At 66.2% G+C, this 22945-nt stretch carries 24 protein-coding genes; 9 read left to right on the forward strand and 15 right to left on the reverse strand.

The genetic code is table 11. The features are described 5' to 3' along the window. Positions 1-15: 15 nt before the first annotated feature. Positions 16-1731: a 3-oxosteroid 1-dehydrogenase gene (gene kstD / locus ABZX86_RS15305; RefSeq protein WP_355123895.1), complete on the reverse strand. Its 1716-nt coding sequence runs from the start codon at positions 1729-1731 to the stop codon at positions 16-18. A gap of 142 nt (positions 1732-1873) precedes the next feature. On the opposite strand from kstD, the gene ABZX86_RS15310 reads away from it, so the two are divergent. The 3 genes from ABZX86_RS15310 to dmpG are packed head-to-tail and all read left to right on the forward strand — an operon-like array spanning position 1874 to position 4661. Continuing rightward, positions 1874-2659 carry a 2-keto-4-pentenoate hydratase gene (locus tag ABZX86_RS15310; RefSeq protein WP_327143400.1) on the forward strand — a complete coding sequence of 262 codons (786 nt, stop codon included), beginning with the start codon at positions 1874-1876 and terminating at the stop codon, positions 2657-2659. Positions 2660-2687: 28 nt separating this feature from the next. Next, complete coding sequence (locus ABZX86_RS15315) at positions 2688-3596, forward strand: acetaldehyde dehydrogenase (acetylating) (RefSeq protein ID WP_355123898.1); 909 nt, start codon at positions 2688-2690, stop codon at positions 3594-3596. Between the two features lie 12 nt (positions 3597-3608). Then, positions 3609-4661 (forward strand): 4-hydroxy-2-oxovalerate aldolase, encoded by a 1053-nt coding sequence (gene dmpG / locus ABZX86_RS15320; RefSeq protein ID WP_327143402.1) that lies wholly within the window; start codon positions 3609-3611, stop codon positions 4659-4661. An 80-nt stretch (positions 4662-4741) separates the two neighbouring features. Here the strand turns inward: dmpG and ABZX86_RS15325 are convergent, their stop codons facing one another. After that, entirely contained in the window at positions 4742-5164 is a 423-nt protein-coding gene (locus ABZX86_RS15325; RefSeq protein ID WP_327143403.1) for a hypothetical protein, read from the reverse strand. Between the two features lie 221 nt (positions 5165-5385). Here ABZX86_RS15325 and ABZX86_RS15330 point away from each other — a divergent pair, with 221 nt between their 5' ends. From ABZX86_RS15330 to ABZX86_RS15340, 3 genes are all read left to right on the forward strand, one after another. After that, positions 5386-6060, forward strand: a complete 675-nt coding sequence (locus ABZX86_RS15330; protein ID WP_355123901.1) for a hypothetical protein — start codon at positions 5386-5388, stop codon at positions 6058-6060. A 149-nt stretch (positions 6061-6209) separates the two neighbouring features. Continuing rightward, a complete protein-coding gene (locus ABZX86_RS15335; protein ID WP_355123903.1) occupies positions 6210-7136 on the forward strand; it encodes an NADP-dependent oxidoreductase in 927 nt (308 codons plus the stop codon). A gap of 78 nt (positions 7137-7214) precedes the next feature. Beyond that, positions 7215-8147, forward strand: a complete 933-nt coding sequence (locus tag ABZX86_RS15340; RefSeq protein WP_355123905.1) for an AraC family transcriptional regulator — start codon at positions 7215-7217, stop codon at positions 8145-8147. Between the two features lie 192 nt (positions 8148-8339). Here the strand turns inward: ABZX86_RS15340 and hsaB are convergent, their stop codons facing one another. From hsaB to hsaA, 4 genes are read right to left on the reverse strand one after another with little or no spacing between them, the layout of a single operon-like run. Beyond that, complete coding sequence (gene hsaB, locus ABZX86_RS15345) at positions 8340-8927, reverse strand: 3-hydroxy-9,10-secoandrosta-1,3,5(10)-triene-9,17-dione monooxygenase reductase subunit (RefSeq protein WP_355123907.1); 588 nt, start codon at positions 8925-8927, stop codon at positions 8340-8342. A 29-nt stretch (positions 8928-8956) separates the two neighbouring features. Beyond that, positions 8957-9856, reverse strand: coding sequence for an iron-dependent extradiol dioxygenase HsaC (hsaC, locus tag ABZX86_RS15350; RefSeq protein WP_355123909.1), 900 nt, complete (start codon positions 9854-9856; stop codon positions 8957-8959). Between the two features lie 2 nt (positions 9857-9858). Next, a complete protein-coding gene (gene hsaD / locus ABZX86_RS15355) occupies positions 9859-10737 on the reverse strand; it encodes a 4,5:9,10-diseco-3-hydroxy-5,9,17-trioxoandrosta-1(10),2-diene-4-oate hydrolase (protein ID WP_355123911.1) in 879 nt (292 codons plus the stop codon). Positions 10738-10741: 4 nt separating this feature from the next. Beyond that, positions 10742-11911: a 3-hydroxy-9,10-secoandrosta-1,3,5(10)-triene-9,17-dione monooxygenase oxygenase subunit gene (gene hsaA, locus ABZX86_RS15360; protein ID WP_355123913.1), complete on the reverse strand. Its 1170-nt coding sequence runs from the start codon at positions 11909-11911 to the stop codon at positions 10742-10744. A 214-nt stretch (positions 11912-12125) separates the two neighbouring features. On the opposite strand from hsaA, the gene ABZX86_RS15365 reads away from it, so the two are divergent. Both ABZX86_RS15365 and ABZX86_RS15370 read left to right on the forward strand, forming a co-directional pair. Then, a complete protein-coding gene (locus ABZX86_RS15365) occupies positions 12126-13328 on the forward strand; it encodes a Rieske 2Fe-2S domain-containing protein (RefSeq protein WP_355123915.1) in 1203 nt (400 codons plus the stop codon). After that, positions 13328-13657, forward strand: coding sequence for a hypothetical protein (locus ABZX86_RS15370; RefSeq protein ID WP_327143412.1), 330 nt, complete (start codon positions 13328-13330; stop codon positions 13655-13657). The genes ABZX86_RS15365 and ABZX86_RS15370 overlap by 1 nt, the downstream gene beginning before the upstream one ends. Here ABZX86_RS15370 and ABZX86_RS15375 read toward each other — a convergent pair. After that, positions 13654-14064 (reverse strand): cupin domain-containing protein, encoded by a 411-nt coding sequence (locus ABZX86_RS15375; RefSeq protein ID WP_355123917.1) that lies wholly within the window; start codon positions 14062-14064, stop codon positions 13654-13656. The genes ABZX86_RS15370 and ABZX86_RS15375 overlap by 4 nt on opposite strands. Continuing rightward, positions 14061-14813, reverse strand: coding sequence for a DUF427 domain-containing protein (locus ABZX86_RS15380; RefSeq protein WP_355123918.1), 753 nt, complete (start codon positions 14811-14813; stop codon positions 14061-14063). The genes ABZX86_RS15375 and ABZX86_RS15380 overlap by 4 nt, the downstream gene beginning before the upstream one ends. A 161-nt stretch (positions 14814-14974) precedes the next feature. Here ABZX86_RS15380 and ABZX86_RS15385 point away from each other — a divergent pair, with 161 nt between their 5' ends. Beyond that, positions 14975-16372: an amino acid permease gene (locus tag ABZX86_RS15385; RefSeq protein WP_355123920.1), complete on the forward strand. Its 1398-nt coding sequence runs from the start codon at positions 14975-14977 to the stop codon at positions 16370-16372. Between the two features lie 22 nt (positions 16373-16394). Here ABZX86_RS15385 and ABZX86_RS15390 read toward each other — a convergent pair whose 3' ends face one another. The 7 genes from ABZX86_RS15390 to ABZX86_RS15420 form a co-directional block, all read right to left on the reverse strand. Beyond that, positions 16395-16718, reverse strand: a complete 324-nt coding sequence (locus ABZX86_RS15390; protein WP_327146373.1) for a heavy metal-binding domain-containing protein — start codon at positions 16716-16718, stop codon at positions 16395-16397. Positions 16719-16973: 255 nt separating this feature from the next. Next, the gene (locus ABZX86_RS15395; RefSeq protein WP_355124823.1) at positions 16974-18155 is read right to left on the reverse strand and encodes an MFS transporter; all 1182 of its coding nucleotides are present in this window, start codon (positions 18153-18155) and stop codon (positions 16974-16976) included. 465 nt (positions 18156-18620) lie between these two features. Continuing rightward, entirely contained in the window at positions 18621-19664 is a 1044-nt protein-coding gene (locus tag ABZX86_RS15400) for an acyl-CoA dehydrogenase family protein (RefSeq protein WP_355123922.1), read from the reverse strand. Then, positions 19661-19783 carry a hypothetical protein gene (locus ABZX86_RS15405; RefSeq protein ID WP_327143417.1) on the reverse strand — a complete coding sequence of 41 codons (123 nt, stop codon included), beginning with the start codon at positions 19781-19783 and terminating at the stop codon, positions 19661-19663. Before ABZX86_RS15405 ends, ABZX86_RS15400 begins: the two co-directional genes overlap by 4 nt. Next, on the reverse strand, positions 19780-20883 hold the full coding sequence (locus ABZX86_RS15410; protein ID WP_355123924.1) for an acyl-CoA dehydrogenase family protein: 1104 nt from the start codon (positions 20881-20883) through the stop codon (positions 19780-19782). Before ABZX86_RS15410 ends, ABZX86_RS15405 begins: the two co-directional genes overlap by 4 nt. Before the next feature lie 17 nt (positions 20884-20900). Continuing rightward, positions 20901-22031, reverse strand: a complete 1131-nt coding sequence (locus ABZX86_RS15415; protein WP_355123926.1) for an acyl-CoA dehydrogenase family protein — start codon at positions 22029-22031, stop codon at positions 20901-20903. Next, complete coding sequence (locus tag ABZX86_RS15420) at positions 22032-22904, reverse strand: enoyl-CoA hydratase (protein WP_355124825.1); 873 nt, start codon at positions 22902-22904, stop codon at positions 22032-22034. Positions 22905-22945 lie beyond the last annotated feature (41 nt).

Here is a 22945-nt window from a genome sequence, read left to right on the forward strand (position 1 = left end):
CCGGGTTGGGACGGTTCAGGACGCCTGGTCGGCTGACACGGGTGCGCCCGACTTCGCCTTGGCGGCGATATTCAGGGCGGCCAGGTAGCCGAAGGTGATCGCGGGTCCGATGGTGGCGCCGGGGCCCGCGTAGGTGTGGCCCATGACCGGGGACGAGGTATTGCCCGCGGCGTAGAGACCCTCGATGACGGTGCCGTCCTCGCGAAGCACGCGGCCGTCGTTATCGGTGACCAGACCGCCCTTGGTGCCGAGGTCGCCGGGGACCATGCGCACCGCGTAGAACGGGCCGACCTCGAGCTTGTTCAGGCACGGGTTCGGCTTGATGGTCGGATCGCCGTAGTACCGGTCGTAGGCGCTGTCGCCGCGGCCGAAGTCCTCGTCCTTGCCGCTCGCGACGAAGCCGTTGAAGCGTTCGACGGTCGAGCCGAGGGTCTCGGCGGGCACGTTCATCTTCGCGGCGAGCTCCGCCAAGGTCGGCGCCACGACGATGTTGTCGTTTTCCATCCAGCGGGACGGAAAACGCTGACCGGGCTGCAGACCAGCGAAGATGTATCGACTCCGGTAGCGCTGATCGAAAACCAGCCATGAGGGCACGTTCTCGCCGGGGCCTTCACCCTGCCCGTATTTGCCGCCGTACATGGTGTGCACAGCCTCGACGTAAGGAGCGGACTCATTACCGAATCGCTTGCCGTCGTTGTTGACGATGATGCATCCGGGCAGATTGCGCTCCGCCAGCGCGAACCACGGCTTGCCCGCACCCTTGAGCGTCGTCGGACCCCACCACGCGTCTTCCATGAAGTCGATGGCCGCGCCCGCGTCGATGCCCGCGCGGATCGCGTCGCCGGTATTGGCGGCCGCACCCGTGGTCCACTCGGTGGTGATGGGTTCACGCTGGTACTTGTGCCGCATATCCGCGTTGTGCTCGAAGCCGCCCGCACCCAGGATCACGCCGTACTTGGCGTTGAAGCGCACGGTCTCGCCGTTCTGCTCGGCCTCGACGCCGGTGACCACACCGTCCTCGATGACCAGCCCGGTGAGCGGAGTGTTCAGCAGCACAGGCACATTCGCGTCGAGCAGGCCCTTGCGCATGCCCGCGATGATCGCCTGGCCCATGCCCACGAGCGCCTTGCCGGTGACCTTGCCCCACGCCCAGCGGGTGCCGACGCGCAGCACGGTGACCATGCCGATCGGGTGGCGGCGCAGCAGGTTGATCTTCTTGTAGTCGGCCTGCAGGATCACCACATTCAGCGGAGCCTTGGAGTAGGGGGGTTCCAGGTTGAAGCGTTCGGCGCCGAGTTTCTTGGTATTGAAGGGCTTGGGTTCGCAGGAGCGGCCGTCGGACTTGCCGCCCGGTGCCTCCGGGTAGTAGTCGGAGTAGCCCGGTACCCACTTCATCTTCAGTGGCGAGTTGTCCAGTACGAAGTCGAAAGCCTCTGCGCCGCGGTCGATGTAGGTGTCGATCTTGTCGGCCGGCACCACATCTCCGATGATGCTGTGCAGGTAGGTCCGGGCTTCCTCGCGGTCGTCCGGACGGCCCGAAGCCTTGAGCGCCTTGTTGCCGGGGATCCACACGCCACCGCCGGAGCGGGCGGTAGAACCACCGAAATGCGCGGCCTTCTCGATGAGCACCACGCGCAGACCGCGGTGTGCGGCGGTGAGGGCGGCGGTCATACCGGCGGCACCGCTGCCGACCACCACCACGTCGTAATCCCGATCAGTCATGTAGAACACGTTATAGAATCAATCCTGGTTTGGTCTATGTTGGTCTGGCAGATGGGACTGCTGAGGCGATGTTCTTCACAAAAACTCGTTTCAGTTTCTAGTCTCGTAACTGCACGGCCACCGGCTGGCCCCCCGATGGAAGGAACACAGCGTGCTGACCGACGCGCTACGGAGTGAACTGGCAGAAGAGCTCGCCCTGGCAGAGCGGGATCGCATTCCGCTCGACCCACTGGTCGCGCGTTATCCGGACATCGACGTGGTCGACGCCTATGAGATCCAGCTGGCGAATATCCGGCGGCGGACCTCGGCCGGAGCCCGAATCATCGGCCACAAGGTGGGTCTCTCCTCGGCCGCCATGCAGCAGATGATGGGCGTGGACGAACCCGATTACGGCCACCTGCTCGCCGAGATGGAGGTCTTCGAGGACGTCCCCGTCGACACCTCCAAGTTCCTGTACCCGCGGGTCGAGGTGGAGGTCGGATTCGTGCTCGGCGCCGACCTGCCCGGCGAGGATTGCACCGAGGAGGATGTGCTGAACGCCACAGTCGCGTACGCGCCCTCCATTGAACTCATCGACACCCGCATCAAGGACTGGAAGATCGGGCTGTGCGACACCATCGCCGACAATGCCTCCTCCGCCGGCTGGGTGCTCGGTAAGGAGCGCGTCGCGCCGAACGAGCTGGATATCAAGAAGATCGACGCCGTCCTCACCCGCAATGGCGAGGTTGTGGCCGAAGGTCGCTCCGATGCCGTGCTCGGTGATCCCACCATCGGCGTCGCGTGGCTGGCCCGCAAGGTCGCCTCGTTCGGGGTCCGCCTGAAGAAGGGCGACATCGTGCTGCCCGGTTCCTGCACCCGCGCCATCGACGCCCGCCCGGGCGACGACTTCACTGCCGAGTTCGCCGGACTCGGTTCTGTACGTCTGCGTTTCAGCTGACACTGAGCTAACCGAGTAGGAGTATGCCGTGACTGCAAGCAAAGTCACCGCCGCGATCGTCGGGTCCGGCAATATCAGCACCGATCTGCTGTACAAGCTGTTGCGTTCGGACAAGATCGAACCGCGCTGGATGATCGGTATCGACCCGGATTCCGAGGGCCTCAAGCGGGCTCGCGGACTGGGTCTGGAGACCTCCGCCGAAGGCGCGGATTGGCTTCTCGCCCTTGATGAGAAGCCGGACATCCTGTTCGAGGCCACCTCGGCGTACGTGCACCGCGCGTACGCGCCGAAGTACGAGGCGGCGGGCATTCGCGCCGTGGACCTCACCCCCGCTGCCGTCGGCCCGGCGGTCATTCCGCCGGTGAACCTCGATTCGCTGCGGGACGCACCGAACGTCAACATGATCACCTGTGGTGGTCAGGCGACGATTCCGATGGTAGCGGCAGTGTCGCGGGTCGTCCCGGTGGCTTATGCCGAGATCGTCGCGTCGGTCTCCTCGGTGTCGGCCGGTCCTGGAACCCGCGCGAACATCGACGAATTCACCAAGACCACCTCCAAAGGTGTCGAGACCATCGGTGGAGCGCAGCGCGGCAAGGCCATCATCATCCTGAACCCCGCCGAGCCGCCGATGATCATGCGCGACACCATCTTCTGCGCCATCCCGGAGGATGCGGACCGCGACGCCATCACCGCCTCCATCCACGACATGGAGAAGGCGATCCAGGAGTACGTGCCCGGCTACCGTCTGCTCAACGAGCCGCAGTACGACGAGCCGTCACTGGTTTCCGGTGGCCTGGCGAAGGTTTCGATCTTCGTCGAGGTCGAGGGCGCGGGCGACTTCCTGCCGCCGTACGCCGGCAACCTGGACATCATGACGGCTGCGGCCACTCGCGTCGGCGATGTCATCGCCGATCAGATCATTTCGGCTCGGGTGTAAGGAGATTCGATCATGAACAATGTGCTGAAGCCCTTCTCGGGCGAACTCGATGTGCGCGTCACCGACACCTCGCTGCGGGACGGCTCGCATCACAAGCGTCACCAGTTCACCGTCGAGGACGTGCGCAATATCGTCGGCGCCCTCGATGCCTCCGGCGTTCCGGTCATCGAGGTGACCCACGGCGACGGTCTCGCCGGTTCCTCGTTCAACTACGGATTCTCCAAAACGCCTGAGCAGGAACTGATCAAGGCCGCCGCGGAGACCGCCAAGCAGGCCAAGATCGCCTTCCTCATGCTGCCCGGTGTGGGCATCAAGGAGGACATCAAGATCTCGCAGGACAACGGTGCGTCCATCTGCCGCATCGCCACCCACTGCACCGAAGCGGATGTGTCCATCCAGCACTTCGGCTACGCGCGGGATCTGGGCCTGGAGACCGTCGGTTTCCTCATGATGGCGCACAGCACCACGCCGGAACTGCTCGCCAAGCAGGCGCGCATCATGGCCGATGCGGGCTGCCAGTGCGTGTATGTCGTCGACTCCGCCGGTGCCCTTGTGCTGGAACAGGTTTCGGACCGGGTCTCGGCGCTGGTCGCCGAGCTCGGTGATGACGCGCAGGTCGGTTTCCACGGCCACGAGAACCTGGGCCTGGCCGTCGCCAACTCCGTGTACGCGGTGCGGGCCGGCGCCACCCAGATCGACGGCAGCGCGCGCCGCTTCGGCGCGGGCGCGGGCAACCTGCCCGTCGAGGCGTTCATCGGCGTCTGCGACAAGCTCGGCGTCAAGACCGGCGTCGACTTCTTCGCCGTCACCGATGCCGCGGAAGATGTTGTGCGCCCGGTCATGCCGTCCGAATGCCTGCTCGATCGCCAGGCCCTGATGATGGGCTACGCGGGCGTGTACTCCAGCTTCCTGCGCCATGCCGAGCGGCAGGCCGAGCGCTACGGCGTCTCCGCCGCGGAGATGCTGGTGCGCGCCGGCAAGCGCAAGCTGGTCGGCGGCCAGGAGGATCAGCTCATCGATATCGCCCTGGAACTCCAGCGCGAGAAGGCGGCGGTCACCGCCTGATCGACCGCAGGAGATGAACTGGGCCGCAACCGGAAACGGTTGCGGCCCAGTTCGTTTACGTGCGGCTCACGCCGCCGTTTTCAGGCGGCCAGGCGCTGGGGGAGACGCGACACCAGCTGGTCCAGCTCGGTGCGCCAGCGGCGGTGCACGTTCAGGCGCTCCGGTGCGGCGGTATTCGGCATGCGGTAGTACACCTTCGACCAGATCGAATTGATCTGCATCTCGGTGAACTGCGCATTGCCGAAGTGCTCGGCGCATACGAACTTCGACGGGCGCCCCGTCCATTTGCTGGCCTCGACAATGACGACCGATGTCTGCGTCAGCGCCACGAAGTAGTACTTGCGCAGGAACAGCATCACGAACCGCACGAAGGGCAGATCATCCACCCACGGGCTCGGCCCGGTGATCGCCTGAAAAGTGAGCTGCAACTGCTCACCCTGCGGCGCGAACTCGACCAACTTCTTGGCCAGCTGCTTCTGAATTGTTGACTTACGAAAAGCCATACGGCCCAAACCCCCAAAAGATCTCCCACGGCCCCCAATGGCAGCGGGACGGACCGACCTTAGCGGCACCCACGCCGGTCCGCCACTCATAAGGAACCACCGCCGAGATCGCCGGTGACGGCGGCGCGCGACCGGCCCTCCGTGACCGCTGCTTCGGACAAATAGCTGGCAGGGAGCTGTCAAGACTGGTCAAATGCTGCGGTACCGCAGATGATGGGGGTATGCGGAAGGATGATGCGATTGCTCCCGGCATTGTCCGGCTGCACCCGAGCAAGGACCTCGGAAGCGATGTGAAGCATTTGCTGCGGCGAGTTCGGAGCGAGGCGGTGGTCGCCGTTTCCAGTCCGGTGCGGCAGGAGCGGCATTATTCGCTGGGGCATACGGTGATTCGCGGGCTGCTGGCCGAGGGGAAGCAGGTTCGGCTGCTGTACTCGCCGGATTTCCTGGATTCGCGCGATCGCCGTCCGCTGCTGGAGGATTCGTCGCTGAGCCCGAAGATCCGGGTGTCCAGCCACGACTTTCACAACACCTTCATTATCGACCGGCATGCGGCCATTCTGTGGAGCGGGGCGGGCGCCGCGCATCCCTACATGGTGATGGTTCGCGGACCGGCGCTGGTCGGCGCGATCCATCAATTCGCCACCAGGACATGGGAATCCGCCGACCACCTGTCCACCCGGCCGGGGTTCGGTAGTCCGGAATTCGACGACAAGTCGCTGGCGGTTCTCGATGCGCTCAATCGGGGGCTGAAGGATGAGGTGGCTGCTCGGCAGTTGGATGTTTCGTTGCGTACCTATCGCAGGTATGTGGCTGACCTCATGGTTCGGCTCGATGTCACCACTCGGTTCCAGGTCGGTGTTCGGGCTGCGCAGCTCGGCTTGCTACCGCCGGGGTGACTCGGCTTGCTGCCGCCGGGGTGATGTGAAGACTTCTGGATAAAAACGCGAGATTTTCAGCTATTCAACGTCTCATCGGTTCTGTCTACTGTTGCTTTTGTTCGGTTCCCCCGGAACGGCCGGGGCGGAAGCGGTAGAGGGAGAAGACGATGCGCGCGGTGATTCAGAAGTCCTTCGGCGGGCCCGAGGTGCTGGAGGTTGTGGAGATCGACAAGCCGGCGCTGCTCTCGGGCGAGGTGCTGGTGCGGGTGCACGCGAGTTCGGTGAATCCGGTGGATATTGCGGTGCGGTCCGGCGCTTTTCCGCTCCTGGGGGAGCCGCCGTTCGGCGTGGGCTGGGATATTTCCGGCGTGGTCGAGGAGACCGGGCCCGGTGCGCGCTATGAGATCGGGGAAGAGGTTTATGGGATGCCCTTCTTCCCTCGTGCGGCTACCGCTTACGCGGAGTATGTGGCCGCGCCCTCGCGGCAGTTGGCCCGCAAGCCCGCGAATCTGAGCCATGTCGAAGCCGCGGCGCTGCCGCTGGCCGCGCTGACCGCCTGGCAGGGGCTGGTGGACAAGGCCGGGATCAAGGAGGGCGATCGGGTGCTGATCCACCGGGCCGCCGGCGGTGTCGGGCACCTGGCCGTGCAGATCGCCAAGGCGCGCGGGGCGTATGTGATCGCACTCGCCAGTGCGGCCAAGCACGACTATGTGCTCGGTCTCGGGGCGGATGAGGTGATCGACTACCGGACAACGGATTACACCGAGGTAGTCCGCGATATCGACGTGGTCTTCGATTCGGTGGCGGACGGAACGCGGTCTCTTCAGGTCCTGAAGCCGGGCGGAGTGCTGGTCACCATCCTCGAGCACGTCAACCCGGAGCTCGCCGCCACCGTGAAGGCGGCGGGACGGCGCTTCGCCGGAGTCTCGGTGGAGCCGGATTACGCTGCACTGGAAGCGATCGCCGCGCTGGCGGATGCGGGCCTGGTGCGGCCGACCATTGCCGCGGAGCTGCCGCTGGCGGATGCGCCCAAGGCCCACGAACTGGTTGCCTCGGGGCAGACGGTGGGCAAGGTCGTGCTGACCGTCGAATAGCCGGTCCGCCCGCGCTCGGCGGGTATCGAATAATGGGGACGGAATCCGGGTTGCACCCGGGGACGGAAGGAGGCCGGTATGGACGTGCTCAGCGAGGCCCTGGCCTCCATGCGCACCGGGGCGCCGCATTCGGTGCGCACCGACGGCCGCGCGCCGTGGGCACTGCGACTCCCGGCTACCGCGGGCGCCGGATTTCATGTTGTGCTGCACGGTAACTGCTGGATCTATCCGACGGAGAACGCGGCCGAACCCATTGCGCTCAGCCCGGGCGACGTGGTCTTCGTGCGGGACGGTTCGGGGCATATCCTCGCCGACCATCCCGATACCGCGCCGGAGATACCCCGGCCGGAGCAGTACACCCAACGCCCGCCCGTGGGCGCGCTGCAGGTCGGCGGTGACGGCCCGGCGGTCAGCCTGCTCTGCGGCAACTATCACCTGGACGGGCAGCGGCCGCACCCACTGCTGCGGCAGTTGCCCGAGGTGATCCACCTGCGGACGGGGGAGGGCCGCCATCCGCACCTGGCCGCCGCCGTCGCGCTGCTGAGCGCCGAACTCGATGCGCCGCGCATCGGTTCGCACGGCATCGTCCCGGCGCTCATCGACTCACTGCTGCTCTACATACTGCGCGCCTGGATCGAAGATCAGCCGCAGTCGGAATCGGCAGGATGGGCTGCGGCACTGCGTGATCCGGCCGTCGCCCCAGCGCTGGCGGCCATGCACGACGAGCCGGCCGCCGCCTGGACCGTGCAGTCGCTCGCGGATCGTTCGGGCCTGTCCCGCGCCGCCTTCGCCCGTAAGTTCAACACCATGGTCGGTGAACCCCCGCTGGCATACCTGACCCGCTGGCGGCTGACCACCGCCGCCCGCCTGCTCCGTGAGGACGATCTGCCGATCGGCACGGTCGCTACCCGCGCGGGCTACAGCTCGGAATTCGCGTTCGGCAAGGCCTTCAAACGCGAGTACGGTTCGGCCCCGGGGCAATACCGCCGCCAGGCCCGCGCCGCGGCTTGAACGCCTTCGTCATCCCGGCGCGTATTTGGCCGGGATCCACTACGCGGCTGTGGATCCCGGCCAAAAGCATGCCGGGATGACGGGTGGGGCATGCCGGGATGACGGGTGTGAAAGTTATCCACATGCGAAGTGCCCCTGTGGATAACTCCACAGGGGCACTTTTCTATCGCCAGGGTTCGGGGTGAACCCGCCTCACAACCACGTGTCGAGTGTGGTGTTCGTGAGGAAGTGCTCGAGATCCGCACGCCAGGGCGCGGGCACGGTCTTCTCCGGCTCGATGGCCGTGTACTGCCCGCGGTAGAACAGCAGGGGCCGACCGGAATCGGTGGATTCCGACAGCGCCTGCACGCGGCCGATCACAATGTAGTGATCGCCGCCGTCGATGACCTGATCCACCGTGCACTCGATGGTGGCCAGGGCATCGTCCAGCAGCGGCAACTCCAGATCCGAAGTGCGCCAAGGCACTCCGGCGAACTTGTCGGGCTCGCGAGAGCCGAAGCGCGCGCATACCGGCTGCTGTTCCTCGGCGAGGATGTTCACGCAGAACTTGCCGTTGGCCTCGATCGCCGCCCAGGACTTGGAAGCCTTGGTGGGGCAGAACAGGACCAGCGGCGGTTCGAGGGAGAGGGCGGCGAACGACTGGCAGGCGAAGCCGATCGGAGCCCCGTCACTGTCGAACGTCGTGATGACGGTGATGCCGGTGCAGAACTGCCCCAGCACATTCCGGAACTGGCGCGCGTCGATCGCCGGCTGGTCGTCTGTCGTGATCTCGTCGGTCATAGCCGAAGTTCCCGCCCTGTCGCTCACTGCTATCGCATTCCGACCGTGAAGTCGTGGCCCCACAGACTCACTGCGGTGGACTCGCGGGCGATCCACGAGGTGTCCTCGACTTCCAAACCCTCGCAGCCGAATTCGATATCGAATCCGCCCGGAGTCTTCATGTAGAAGGAAAGCATCTTGTCGTTGATATGCCGCCCGAGGGTAGCCGACATCTTCACCTTCTTGCGCGCCGCGCGATCCAGGCACAGGCCGACATCGTCGGAGCTCTCGACCTCGACCATGAGGTGCACGATGCCGGTCGGATTCGGCAGCGGCAGGAACGCCAGCGCGTGATGGCGCGGGTTGCAGCCGTAGAACCGCAGCCAGGCCGGATCGCCGTCGGCGGGACGGCCGACCATCTGCGGCGGCAGCTTCATCGAGTCGCGCAACCGGAAGCCGAGCACGTCCTGGTAGAACGTCTGTGCCGCAGCATCATCCGTGCAGGTCAGTACCACGTGGCCCAGGCCCTGCTCGGCGGTCACGAACTTGTGCCCGTACGGGCTCATGAAACGCCGGGCCAGGTACTGCGATCCGTGGAACGCCTCCAGCACATTGCCGGAGGGGTCCTCGAACGAGATCAGCGCCTCGACCCGGCGATCCTCGACCTCGTCCTTGGTGCCCTCGCGGAAGGCGATCCCGGCCTTGGACAGCCGCTCCCGAATGTCCTGCAGCGCAGGAGCGTCGGTGACCTCCCAGCCGGAGATCTGCAGGCGGTCCCGCTCACCCGGCACGATCACCAGGCGCGCCGGGAAATCATCCATGCGCAGGTAGAGGGCGGTCGGGTCGGGCCCGGTGCCCTCCATCATGCCGAGCACCTTGAGCCCGTATTCGCGCCAGGCCGCCATATCGGTGGCCTCGATGCGCATGTATCCGAGCGCTCGAATACTCATACCTACTTCTCCCTGACGCCGAGCAGGAAGTCCGTTGCGAGGCGGTTGAACTCGTCGAACTTCTCCAATTGCGCCCAGTGCCCACAGCCACCGAACACGTGCAGTTGCACGCGCGGCACCATCTTCAAGGCCACGAGTGCGCCGTCGATCGGGTTCACCCGATCCTCCCGGCCCCAGATCATCAACACCGGCTGCCGCAGCTTGAACGCATCGCGCCAGATCATGCCCTTGGCGAAATCGGGTCCGGCGAAGGAGCGACCCATGGCGCGGGTGGCTTCGAGCGACTCCGGCTTGCTCGCCTGCTCGAAACGCTCGTCGATGAGCTCCGGCGTGATCAGCTTCTGATCGAAGACCATGATCCGCAGGAACGCCTCGAGGTTCGCGCGCGTCGGCTCGTAATTGAACTTCGACAGCAGCTTGACGCCCTCGGTGGGGTCCGGCGCGAACAGGTTGGTGGACAACCCACCCGGGCCCATCAGCACCAGTTTGCCGGCGCGGTCCGGGTAGTCCAGCGCGAAGCGGGCGGCCGCACCGCCGCCGAGCGAATTGCCCAGCAGGTGCACCCGATCGGTGATGCCGAGGGTGTCGAGCAGATCCTTCAGCGCCGACGAGCTGTGCACGAAGTACTGCGGGTGCTCGGTCGGCTTGTCGGACAGGCCGAATCCGGGCTGATCCACCGCCAGCACGTGGAATTCGCGCGCCAGCACCGGAATGTTCTTCGCGAAGTTCGACCACGACGACGCGCCGGGACCGCCACCGTGCAGCAGCACGATGGTGGGGCCGTTGCCGACGCCCGCCTCGTGATAGTGCAGCTTCAGATCCGATCGGACCTGCGCGAACTTCGAGGTGGACTCGAAGGTGATCTCTTCAACGGTGGTCATAGGGCTACACCATCGTGTCGGTGATCGGGAGCCCGAACGCATGCGTGCCGTACATGACGTAGGCGCGCTCGGCATCATTGGCGGCGTGTACGCGACCGGCGTGCGCATCACGCCAGAAGCGCTGCAGCGGAGTGCCGTTGGCGAGTGCGGTTGCGCCCGAGGCCTCGAACAGCTTGTCGATCGACGCGACGGCCCGGCCGGTGGCGCGGACCTGGTCGCGACGGGCGCGAGCGCGCACGTCGAACGGAACGTCCTCGCCCTTGAGCAGGAAGGCGTACTCGTCCGCGACATTGCCGGACAGCTGACGCCACGCGGCGTCGATATCACTGGCGGCCTCGGCAATTCGCACCTTGCCGAACGGATCGTCCTTGGCGTTCTCGCCGGCGTAGGCGGCGCGCACGCGCTTGCCCTGGTGCTCGACGTGCGCGTCGTAGGCGCCGTAGGCCATGCCGACGATCGGGGTCGAGATGGTGGTGGGGTGGATGGTGCCCCACGGCATCTTGTACACCGGATCGGTATTCTGCTCGAGGCCAGGGGATTTCAACTCGCCCATGGCGCGGAAGCTGAGGAAACGGTGCTTGGGTACGAACACGTTCTCGACGACGATGGTGTTGGACCCGGTGCCGCGCAGACCGACGACATTCCAGACATCGTTGATCTTGTACTCGCTGCGCGGGATCAGGAAGCTGCCGAAATCGACCGGCTTGCCATTCTTGATCACCGGTCCGCCGACGACCACCCAGTCCGCGTGGCCCGAGCCGGAAGACCAAGCCCAGGAACCGTTCACGGTGTAACCGGTGCCGTCCTCGGTGACCACGCCGGCGCCCATGGGCGCATAGGACGAGGAAATGCGGACGTCGGTGTTCTCGCCCCACACCTCTTCCTGCGCACGCTGATCGAACAGCGCCAGGTGCCAGTTGTGCACACCGATGATGCCGGCCACCCAGCCGGTGGAGCCGCAGGCGCTGGCGATCTTGCGGACGGTGTCGTAGAAGACGACCGGATCGGCCGCGTAGCCGCCCCACTGCTTGGGCTGCAGCAACTTGAAGAATCCGGCGGCCTGGAGGTCCTTGATGGACTCTTCGGGGATCTGTCGCAGATCCTCGGCCTGCTGGGCCCGCTCGCGGAGAGTGGGCAGCAGTGCCTCGACCCGCTCAACTACTTCTTGCGTCATCGCGCCAGTTGCTCCTGCCTGGTGAATCGGGCGGTTCTCGTTTGTCTCTGAGACTAGAACACGTTCCTATTTCTGTCGAGAACAGAGGCCCGCCAGGGCCGTGTCGTGGACGTGGCGCGCCTCACGAGGACTTTTGTCCATTGTTTGGGCAGACAACTAGCGTGATCGCCCGCGTTTTTGTAACGTGTTCTAGTACTTCCAGAGGAGGATCACAATGTCGACAACCCCACCGGGGCCCCGTGGGAAGGTTCGCGAGATCGACGTGGGCGCGGCGCCCACTCGCTACGCCCGGGGCTGGCATTGCCTGGGTCTCGCCAGCACCTTCCGTGATGGCAAGCCGCACGCGGTCAACGCTTTCGGCACCAAGCTGGTCGTTTTCACCGACAGCAAGGGCGATCTGAAGATCCTCGACGGTTACTGCCGCCACCTGGGCGGGGACCTGTCCATGGGCGAGGTCAAGGGCGATTCCATCGCCTGCCCGTTCCACGATTGGCGCTGGGGCGGCGACGGCAAGTGCACGGGCATTCCGTATGCCCGGCGCGTGCCCCCGCTGGCTCGCACCCGCTCGTGGAGCACCCTCGAGCGCAACGGACAGCTGTTCGTGTGGCACGACCACGAGGGCAGCAAGCCCACCGATGAGGTGACGATTCCCTACATCGAGGCGTACCAGGACGCCGAGGGCAACCCGCTCGAGGAACTGTCGGACGAGTGGACCGACTGGACCTGGAACTCGCTGCTGATCGAGGGCGCCAACTGCCGCGAGATCATCGACAACGTCGTGGATATGGCGCACTTCTTCTACATCCACTACGCGTTCCCGACCTTCTTCAAGAACGTGCTCGAGGGTCATGTCGCGACCCAGTACCTCGAGACCAAGGCCCGCCCCGATATCGGCAATGCGGCCAAGGCCGGCATCGATGTGCTGCTCAAGTCCGAGGCGTCGTACTTCGGGCCGTCGTACATGATCAACCCGCTGCTGAACATCTACAGCGGCTTCGAGGTCAAGACGGTCCTGATCAACTGCCACTACCCGGTCACGCAGGACTCGTTCATGCTGCAGTGGGGCGTGGCGCTGCAGAAGCCCAAGGGTCTGCCCGAGGCGCAGGCCGCGGGCTTCGCCGCCAAGATGACCGAGGGCGTCAGCGAGGGCTTCCTGCAGGACGTCGAGATCTGGAAGCACAAGTCCAAGATCGACAACCCGCTGCTCACCGAGGAAGACGGCCCGGTCTACCAGCTGCGCCGCTGGTACGACCAGTTCTACGTGGACGTCGCCGATATCGACCCCAAGTCGACGCAGCGCTTCGAATTCGAGGTCGACACCTCCAAGGCCAATGAGGCCTGGGGTCTCGAGGTCGAGGAGAACCTGCGCAAGAAGCGCGAGGCCGACGAGGCCGCTTCCCAGGAGGCGAGCGTCTGATGACCGCCTGGGCGAAAGCACCCGACTTCGCGGACCGTCCCGAGCGGCGGGCGCAGGTGCGCGCCCAGACTGTCCTGGACAAAGAGCACTACATGGAGTCCGGACTGACACCGATCGCGTGTTCGTCCTGCGGTACCGAGGTGCTGGTGCGCAAGCACAGCAGCAATCAGAAAACCGTGCAGTGGACGGTCAATCCGGCCGACCACTGCCCGGTCTTCCGCAAGATGGCCGAAGCCGGGCCGATCTTCGGCAAGCCGGACTCCTGCCCCAACCTCGAGCGGACCATCGACCACGCGGTGGCCGAGGGCCTGCTCGAAATAGACGACTAGTCCAGACGGAAGTCGGCGAAGTCGAAACCCGGTGCGACGACACAGCTCACCAAGGCATAGTCGTCACCCGCCGGGCGGGCGGATTGGCTCACCCCACCGGGGACCACCGCCTGGGGCCGGTGCCCCTGCTCGACATCGGGTCCGAGGACGATCTCCTCGCCCCCGATGTTCAACAGCAGGGGTCCGCCCCGATGCCAGAACCACATCTCGTCCGAGCGCACCGTATGCGGTGCGGACTCTTCGCCCGGCAGCAGCAGGAAATAGATCGCGGTCGCGCTCGAGCGCGGGCCGTCATAGCCCTTGGGCTCGAATTCGACTGCGCTGCGCCAAGTTTCCCGATACCAGCCGCCTTCCGGATGCGGCAGCAGATCCAGTTCCGCGGCCAGCTGCGGCCGCTCGTCGCTCATGAGAAGTGCGTCTTCGGCTTGGTTTCCAGGACACCGTCCACGTAGATATCCACCTTCTCGTTGTAGAAGCTCGCGAAGCCCGCTATCTTCTGGCTCTCGGGGGTCGGAGTGCGGTAGATCCAGACCAGATCCGGGTGCACGTCCTCGCCGAGCCGCACATTCCAGTACTCGGCATTTCCCTTGTAGGGGCACAGGGTTCGAGTATCCGAGTGCTGCAGCAGATCCAGGCGGATATCGGTGAGGGGCAGGTAGTAGCGCGCCGGGAGACCGGTCTCGAACAGAATGCGCGGATTGCGGGAGTCGGCGACGGTCTGCCCGGCCACCTCCACGCGAATGTGCCGGGAGCTGGAGAGAATATCGATGCGGTGGTACGGATCGCGGGGATGGCCGTAGATCGGCTCGTCCTCCTCGAACCATTCGTCCATCGCCTTGGCTTCCAGGCGCACCAGGTCCTGGAGCTCCGGGGTCGGCGAGTCGAGATAGCGCACGGCCGCGCCGGGGGCGACGGTCCCGTCCGCGATCACATCGAATCCGGTGGGTGTGCCCAGATGATTCGCCTCCCGGGTATCGCCGGTCGGCTCCAATTTCACCCGCAGCTCATCGGGCGGGAAGTAGTAGGTGGGGTAGTAGGCGTGCTCCCACACCAGCTTGGATTTGATGGTGTCGACGGCCAGCTGACCGCCCAGATAGACGCGCACGCGCTTGGCGCACGGTTCGACGCGTACCTGATCCGTCTTCGATTCGGACATGATTCCGACGGTACTCCGACTGGAAGCGGCAGGCGGATAACGCAATTCACCGCTCGGCCGCGATCGGGCGGAGGCCGCGCGCCGCGACGATTTTCATACCCTGACCTGCCTCGATATGGTGTTCGAGCAACATTCGAGCAACAACGTGAGGTGGCGGGTACATGTCGGAACCGAGCAGCGCCGGACCGGACGGGCTGCGGACCGGGCTACGCCGCCGCCACATGACCATGCTCGCCATCGGCGGCGCGATCGGCGCGGGACTGTTCGTCGGCAGCGGTTCGGTGATCGGCACCGCCGGACCGGCCGCCGTCATCTCCTACGCGGCTGCCGGACTGCTGGTGCTGTGCGTTATGCGAGCCCTCGGCGAGATGGTGGTGGCCCGCCCGGTCGCCGGTTCGCTCGCCGAGTACTCGCGCATGGCCATGGGTCCGTTCGCCGGATTCACCATCGGCTGGATCTACTGGTACCTCTACGTGATTCTGGTCGGTGCCGAGGCCGTCGCCGGTGCGGCCATCCTGTCGAGCTGGATCGATCTGCCGCAGTGGGTGCTGTCGGCGGGACTGCTGATCCTCATGACCTCGGTCAATCTGGTGTCGGTGAAATCGTTCGGCGAGTTCGAATTCTGGTTCGCCTCCATCAAAGTGGTGGCGATCGTGCTGTTCCTGGTGATCGGCGCGGCCTGGGTGTTCGGGCTCTGGCCGGACGCCGACGCGGGTTTCCACAATCTGACCGCGTTCGGCGGCTTCGCGCCCAATGGCGTCACCGGGATCTTCTCCGCGATCGTGGTCGTCATGTTCGCGTTCGGCGGCACCGAGATCGTCACTGTCGCGGCCGCCGAATCCAAGGAGCCCGGCAAGGCCGTCGCCAGCGCCACCAACAATGTGCTGTGGCGCGTGGGCCTGTTCTACGTGGCCTCGATCTTCCTGGTCGTGACCATCCTGCCGTGGAACGACGCCCAGGTGCTGAAGAGCCCGTTCGTCACCGCCCTCGACCATATGGGCGTCCCCGCGGCGGGCACCATCATGGAGGTCGTCATCCTGACGGCGGTGCTGTCGGTGCTCAATTCCGCCATCTACGTCTCCTCCCGCATGCTCTACGTCCTCACCCGCGACGGCGACGCCCCCGCGGCCCTGGTGAAGGTCAACAAGCGCGGCGTGCCCGCACGCGCGGTCCTGCTCGGCACGGTCGCGGCCTGGGGCGCGGTCATCGCCTCCTACATCTCCCCGGACCAGGTCTTCACCTTCCTGGTGAACTCCATAGGCGTGGTCCTGGCCTTCGTCTACATCGCAATCATGTTCTCGCAGATCAGACTTCGAGCCCGCCTCGCCCGCGAAGACCCCGCCGCCCTCACCTACCGCATGTGGGGCTACCCCTACATCAGCTGGCTGGTCATCATCGCGATCCTCGGCGTCTTCATCGCCATGGCGTGCAACCCCGCCCAGCGCAACCAACTCCTCGCCTCCACCATCAGCCTCCTGGCCGTAGCAGCCCTCTACCCCCTCCGCAAACGCTTCGGCAGCAGGACCCCGGTCCGCGAGGTCGAGATCCTGCGGCACTGACGAACTGTGCGGCGGCGCCGAACTATTCGGCGGGCTCCAGGAAGACGGCTGTTCCGTAGGCGGCGACCTCGCTCATGGTGTTGGCGATTTCGTTGCAGTCGAAGCGCATGGCGATGACGGCGTTGGCGCCGAAGGACATGCCGTGCTGGCACATTCGCAGGACTGCCTCGTGGCGGGACTGGTAGAGGAGCTGTGTGTATTCGTGGATCTCGCCGCCGCCGAGGGAGCGCAGGCCCGCGGTGAAATTGGCGCCGATGCCGCGGCTGCGGACGGTGAGGCCGGCAACCTCGCCGAATACCCGGACGATCTTGTGTCCTGGGACATCGTTCATGGTGGAGACCAGGATCGGGAATTGCGGCCCCGGCTGCTGCTGCGGAGGCTGCTGCTGTCCGTAGGGCTGTTGCGGTTGCTGGGGCTGCTGCGCGTATCCGCCTTGCGGAGGCGTTCCCTGCTGGTGCGGCTGGTTCGGGAACGGTTGCTGCGGCGGCATCGGCTGATTCATGGCTGGATCGTACGACGGTGAATGCGCGAAGGCCGCCCGGATGTGGGGCGGCCTTCGGGTGCGCTCGCGGTCGGCGTGCGTGGTACTTCGGCGGGGTGCTCAGTCTTCGCCGAAGGTGATGGCTTGGGCCTCGGCGGGGGTGTGGGCGGCGGGGGCGTGATCGTCCATGTGGGCGAGCAGTTTTCGGCCGGAGAGCAGGACGCCTACCGCGGCGGCGGTGCAGGCTGCGCCAACCCAGAAGGGGAGGGCCATGTGGTGTTCGCCGAGTTTGCCTGCCAGGTAGGGGGCGGCTGCGCCGCCGGCGAAGCGGACGAAGCTGTAGGCGGCGGAGGCGGTGGCGCGTTCCACGGGGGCGGATTCCATGACGGCCTCGGTGATGAGGGTGTTGTTGATGCCGAGGAACAGGCCCGAGACGATGGTGCCGACGACCAGGACGGGCTGGTGGTGGGCGTACGCCGCCATGATTGCCAGATCGGCGGCGAACAGGGCAAGGGACAGGGCCATCATGTGGACGGTTCCGAAGGCGCGCTGCAACTTCGGGGCCAGGAAGACCGAGGAGAAGGCGAGCAGCAGGCCCCAGCCGAAGAAGATGAAGCCGATTTGGTAGGTGCCCATGTTCAGCGGGAACGGGGTGTAGGCGAGCAGGGTGAAGAAGCCGTAGTTGTAGAGCAGGGCGGTGATGCTCACCAGCAGCAGGCCGGGGTAGGTGAGCGCCTTGAAGGGCGCGGTGATGGAGGTCGGCTTGGCCGGTTTCGGGGCTTCGGGCAGCAGGACCACCAGGGCGATCATGGCGATGGCCATCAGGACCGAGACGCCGAAGAACGGTGCGCGCCAGCTGAAGTGGCCCAGGAAGCCGCCCACCAGCGGACCGGTGGCAATGCCGATGCCGAGTGCCGCCTCGTAGAGGATGATGGCGCGGGCGGTGCCGCCGGACGCCGCACCGACAATGGTGGCGAGGGCGGTGGCGATGAACAGCGCATTGCCCAGACCCCAGCCCGCACGGAAGCCGACGATCTGGCTCACGGTGCCGGAACCGCCTGCGAGAGCGGCGAATACGACAATGATGGCCAGACCGGCGAGCAGTGTCTTCTTCGCGCCGAAGCGGCTGGAGATGACGCCGGTGATGAGCATGGCAATGCCGGTGACCAGCATGTAGCTCGTGAACAGCAGTGTCACCTGCGACGGCGACGCGTGCAGTTGTTCGCCGATCGGCTTCAGGATCGGATCGACCAAACCGATTCCCATGAAGGCGATTACGGACGCGAAGGCCACGGCCCACACGGATTTCGGTTGCTTGGTACGGGTAGGGGTAGGGGTACGGGCGGGTCCGTCGACAACGGGCCGGGTGTCCGACAAGGTGCTCACAATCAGTTCCTCATCTACGGGTTCTGTTGATTCGCAGCTGGTTTCGGGGTGAATCGGGTGGCGCGGGATTTCAGCTCCCGGTCGCCTTCAGGGCCTCGATAGCTTCGCGGGTGATTGCCAGCCGGGCCCTGCCTGCGGAGGTGAATTCGTCCGCGAGGCCGGCCCGGCTTCGGCCAGTCGGCCGATCAGCGCCGTTGCTGCCGGCTGTGAGCATCGCGATGGATCGTCATCCCCGGTGCTCGACTGTACCCATATATTGTTGCATAAGCTAACTATGTATTTACATAGGCTAACGATATTTTCCGGAGTGAGATGGCACACAAAAGCCGGGACCAGGGCTTACGCCCCGATCCCGGCCGCTGTCGTGCGAGGTATTGCCGCCTAGGCCGGGCGGGCCAGGGGGCGGGCGGGGGTGCCGAAGAGCTGGGCGTCGCCGTGGGCGCGTTTGAAGAACAGGTGTGCGTCGTGTTCCCAGGTGATGGCGATGCCGCCGTGCATCTGGACCGTCTCCGAGACCACCGAGTTCAAGGTGGTGGTGGCGTGCAGGCGGGCCGAGGCCACGTCGACGGGGTCGGCGGTGCCCTCGGCCAGGCCGGAGATGGCGAGATAGGCGATGGAGCGGGTCGACTCGACCAGGACGTACATATCGGCCATGCGGTGCTTCAGGGCTTGGAAGCTGCCGATGGGGCGGCCGAACTGCACGCGGGATTTGCTGTATTCGACGGTCATGTCGAGGCACTGCTCGGCCGCACCGAGCTGTTCGGCGGTGACTGCGGCCCAGGCGATTTCGCGCAGTCGGCCGAGGTCGACCGCACCCAGGGCGCGGGCGGGAGCCGCGGCGAATTCGATCTTCGTGAGGCGGCGGGTCGGGTCCATGGTCGGCAGCACGGTGCGGGTCACGCCCGCGGCCGCGCCGTCGACCTCGAACAGGCCCTCGACGGTCAGCACCAGCAGGGTGTCCGCGTGCGAGCCGTCGATGACGTAATGCGCGGTGCCGGAGACGGTTTCACCCTCGGCGCGGACACCGAAGGAATCCCAGCCCTGCGGCCCGGCCCAGCAGAGGGCGAGCGTGCGCACCCCCTCGGCGACCTCCGGCAGCAGCCGCTCATTGGCTTCGGCATCACCGGCCAGCAGCAGCGCCTGCACACCCAGCACGGCCGAGCCGAGCATGGGCGGCGCGATCAGCGTCCGGCCGAGCTCTTCGACCACCAGCAGGGCCTCGACCAGGCCGACTCCGACCCCGCCGAACTCCTCCGGAATGGCAAGGGCCGCAACGCCGACCTGCTCGCACAGCAGCTTCCACAGCTGCTCGTCATAGCCGCGTTCGGCGTCGAGTCCGCGCCGCATGGCCGCACTGTCACCGTGCTTGGCCAGCACCGCGCGCACGGTGGTCGCGAGTTCCTGCTGCTCGGCCGTAATGCTCATGCCTGCGCTCCGATCATGTCGACCGGGTCGGTCGAGTAGCGGCGCGCACTCGAATTGCCCAGCGCGCCAGCGGTATGGATGGTGTGCGGCACGCACTCGGCGTGCCCGGCGGCGATCACGCTGCCGCTCCGGTGCTGCCGGCGCGCAGGGCGGCGGCGATGCGGGCGCGGTGGAAATCCGGTGTGCCCCAGGCGGAACGGAGGGCGGTGACCTTGGTCAGCCAGAGGGACAGGTCGAATTCGGCGGTGTAGCCGATGGCGCCGTGTACCTGCAGGCCGATGCGGGCGGCCTGGTAGGCGGCCTCGCCGCAGGCGAGCTTGGCGGCGGAGATATCGCGGGCGCGGGTGGTGGCGCCGGCGTCGTCCTGGAGGGTGAGGGCGGCGCGGTAGAGCAGGGGCTGCGCCATCTCCAGGCCGATCATGACGTTCGCCAGGTGATGCTTGATCGCCTGGTACTGGCCGATCGGCTTGCCGAACTGCTGGCGCTGCTTCACATAGTCGACGCTGGTGTCCAGCAGCGCGCGGCCCGCGCCGAGCAGCTGGGCGGCGGCGGCCAGGGCCGCGGTGTCGAAGGCCAGATCGATTGCGGCGCCGACACCTTCGCCCTCGGCGAGCACGTTGCCGGTCTCGAGGGTGAACAGGCGGCGCGCGGCGTCGATGGACTTCGCCTGCTCGCCCGCACCGGCGAACGAGACCCGATCGCCCGCGGCGACCAGGATCAGGTCGGTGATATCGGCGTCCAGGGCGACGGGTGCGCCTGCCGCCGACAGTGCGCTGGGTCCGGCCGTGGAACCGGCAGCAGGTGCGTTATCCGTACGGGCAGAGCCGGATCCCGATGCGCCGGCGATGGCGAGGGTGCCGAGCTTGGCTCCCTCGGCCAACTGCGGCAGCCATGTGGCAGCCGCGTCCGTATCCGGAAGTGCCTGCAGCAGTGCGGGAATCGCGGCCGCGGTCTCCACCAGCGGTCCGGGCACCGCGGCCCGGCCGATCTCGGTGAAGGCCACGATCAGTTCCACCGGCCCGGCGCCGAAGCCGCCGTTCTCCTCGGAGCTGATCAGGCCGAGTGCGCCCGCCTCGGCGAGCTGGCCGATCAGCGCCAGTCCGGCGGCGGAATCACCGGCGCCCCAGGCCCGTACGGCGCCCGGCGTCTTGGCCGCCTCGCCCATCTTGCGCAGGCTGGTGGCGAAATCGAGTTGTTCTGCGGTCAGTGCGAATCGCATGGTCGTCCTCCGGGTGACTAGCGCGGCAGCCCGAGCAGGCGTTCGGCGATGATATTGCGCTGGATCTCATTGGTGCCCGCGTAGATCGGACCCGCCAGCGAGAACAGGAAGCCGTCGGTCCAGGCCGACTCCTGTTCGGCGGCGGCACCGTGCAGATCCAGGGCGGTCTCGTGCATGGCAATGTCCAGGTCCGACCAGAACACCTTGTTCACGGACGATTCCGCGCCCAATTGCCCGCCGTCGGCGAGCCGGGTGACGGTGGCCCAGGTGTTGAGCCGGTACGCCTCGGCGCCGACCCAGGCCTCCACCACGCGATTGCGCAGCGCCGTATCGGTGTCGGCCGCGGCGTGCTGCCACAGGTCGATGAGCTTGGTGGCGGTCGCGTTGAAGCGGCCGGGGGAGCGCAGCGAGAGCCCGCGCTCATTGCTGGAGGTCGCCATCGCGACCTTCCAGCCATTGTTCGCCTCACCGATCACATCGGCATCGGGCACGAACACATTGTCCAGGAAGATCTCCGCGAAACCGGGCTCCCCGTCCAGCTGCGGAATCGGCCGCACCGTAATGCCTTCGGACGTCAGCGGGAACATGAGGTAGGTGAGTCCCCTGTGCCGCTGCGCCTCCGGATCGCTGCGGAACAGGCCGAAGCCCCAATCCGCAAAGGAGGCACGGGAACTCCAGGTCTTCTGGCCGTTGAGCAGCCAGCCGCCCTCGGTGCGCTTGGCGGTGGAGCGGATACCGGCGAGATCGCTACCGGCCTCCGGCTCGGACCACGCCTGCGCCCAGATGTCTTCGGCGCGAGCCATTCTCGGCATGAAGCGGGCCAGCTGCTCCGGCGAACCGTGCTCGAAGAGCGTCGGGGCCAGCAGGAAGATGCCGTTCTGCGAGACGCGGCCGGGCGCTCCGGAGGCGTAGTACTCCTCCTCGAAGACGACCCATTCGGTCAGCGAGGCATCCCGGCCGCCGTACTCGGCAGGCCATGCGACACAGGACAATCGGGCGTCGGCCAGCTTGGCCTCCCACGCCCGGTGCGCCTCGAACCCCTCTTTGGTGTCCATGGACGGCAGGGGAGTGGCAGGCACATTGGCGGCCAGGAACTCGCGCACCTCGCGGCGGAATTCCTCGGTCTTGGCATCGAATTCGAGATCCACTTACTTCGTCCCGTTCTTGTTCGTGGCCTCGGTAGCGGTGGCCTTCATGGACTTGGCGTTCATCCCGCCCAGCGAGTCGGCCCCGACCTCGGCATTGTGCGCATGCGCGAAGTGATGCAGCCCGAAGACCGAATCCATCCCCGAGCGCATACCCATCAGGTCCTCGCACTGGTTGACGGCCTTCTTGGCCAGCGCCAACCCGAATTGCGGCATGGCGGAGATCTTCTCGGCCAGCGCGAAGGTCTCGGTCTCCAGATCGTCGTGCTCGACGACCCGGTTGACCATGCCCCACTCGTACGCCTGCGCGGCGGTGAAGCGGTCACCGGTGAACAGGATCTCCTTGGCCCGGCGCGGTCCCAGCACCCACGGGTGCGCGAAGTACTCGACGCCCGGAATGCCCATGCGGACAACCGGATCGGAGAAGAACGCGTCCTCGGAGGCGACGATCATGTCGCAGGACCAGGCCAGCATGAGCGCACCGGCGATGCAGGCGCCCTGCACCATGGCGATGGTCGGCTTGGGGATCTCCCGCCAGCGCCGGCACATGTTCAGGTAGACCTCGGTCTCACGCGCGAACCGCTGGTCACCGCCCGGCCGATCGGTGTGGTCCCACCACAGCGCGGCCTGGTTCTCGTACTTGATGTGATGGTCGCGGCCCGGCGTGCCGATATCGTGCCCGGCGCTGAAATGCTTTCCGGCACCGGCCAGCACGATCACCTTGACCTCGGCATCCTCCACGGCCCGCACGAAGGCGGCGTCGAGGGCGTAGGTCATGACCGAGTTCTGCGCATTGCGGTAGTCCGGCCGGTTCAGCGTGACGACCGCGATCGCGCCGCGCTTCTCGTAGAGGACGACGTCACCCTCATCGGGAATCGGGCCCAATTGCTGCGCTGAATTTCCACTGTCGTGGGCGC

Origin of the sequence: Nocardia sp. NPDC006630, from assembly GCF_040611495.1 — a bacterium.
Taxonomy (GTDB): domain Bacteria; phylum Actinomycetota; class Actinomycetes; order Mycobacteriales; family Mycobacteriaceae; genus Nocardia.

Bases quoted from the DNA above. Each gene is read 5' to 3' on its own strand.
- ABZX86_RS15325 (WP_327143403.1), bottom strand. From the start codon at position 5,164: ATGGCTTTTCGTAAGTCAACAATTCAGAAGCAGCTGGCCAAGAAGTTG.
- ABZX86_RS15370 (WP_327143412.1), top strand. From the start codon at position 13,328: ATGACCGCCTGGGCGAAAGCACCCGACTTCGCGGACCGTCCCGAGCGG.
- dmpG (WP_327143402.1), top strand. From the start codon at position 3,609: ATGAACAATGTGCTGAAGCCCTTCTCGGGCGAACTCGATGTGCGCGTC.
- ABZX86_RS15335 (WP_355123903.1), top strand. From the start codon at position 6,210: ATGCGCGCGGTGATTCAGAAGTCCTTCGGCGGGCCCGAGGTGCTGGAG.
- hsaD (WP_355123911.1), bottom strand. From the start codon at position 10,737: ATGACCACCGTTGAAGAGATCACCTTCGAGTCCACCTCGAAGTTCGCG.
- ABZX86_RS15385 (WP_355123920.1), top strand. From the start codon at position 14,975: ATGTCGGAACCGAGCAGCGCCGGACCGGACGGGCTGCGGACCGGGCTA.
- ABZX86_RS15410 (WP_355123924.1), bottom strand. From the start codon at position 20,883: ATGCGATTCGCACTGACCGCAGAACAACTCGATTTCGCCACCAGCCTG.
- ABZX86_RS15365 (WP_355123915.1), top strand. From the start codon at position 12,126: ATGTCGACAACCCCACCGGGGCCCCGTGGGAAGGTTCGCGAGATCGAC.
- ABZX86_RS15380 (WP_355123918.1), bottom strand. From the start codon at position 14,813: ATGTCCGAATCGAAGACGGATCAGGTACGCGTCGAACCGTGCGCCAAG.
- ABZX86_RS15340 (WP_355123905.1), top strand. From the start codon at position 7,215: ATGGACGTGCTCAGCGAGGCCCTGGCCTCCATGCGCACCGGGGCGCCG.
- ABZX86_RS15375 (WP_355123917.1), bottom strand. From the start codon at position 14,064: ATGAGCGACGAGCGGCCGCAGCTGGCCGCGGAACTGGATCTGCTGCCG.
- hsaB (WP_355123907.1), bottom strand. From the start codon at position 8,927: ATGACCGACGAGATCACGACAGACGACCAGCCGGCGATCGACGCGCGC.
- hsaA (WP_355123913.1), bottom strand. From the start codon at position 11,911: ATGACGCAAGAAGTAGTTGAGCGGGTCGAGGCACTGCTGCCCACTCTC.
- hsaC (WP_355123909.1), bottom strand. From the start codon at position 9,856: ATGAGTATTCGAGCGCTCGGATACATGCGCATCGAGGCCACCGATATG.
- ABZX86_RS15330 (WP_355123901.1), top strand. From the start codon at position 5,386: ATGCGGAAGGATGATGCGATTGCTCCCGGCATTGTCCGGCTGCACCCG.
- ABZX86_RS15400 (WP_355123922.1), bottom strand. From the start codon at position 19,664: ATGAGCATTACGGCCGAGCAGCAGGAACTCGCGACCACCGTGCGCGCG.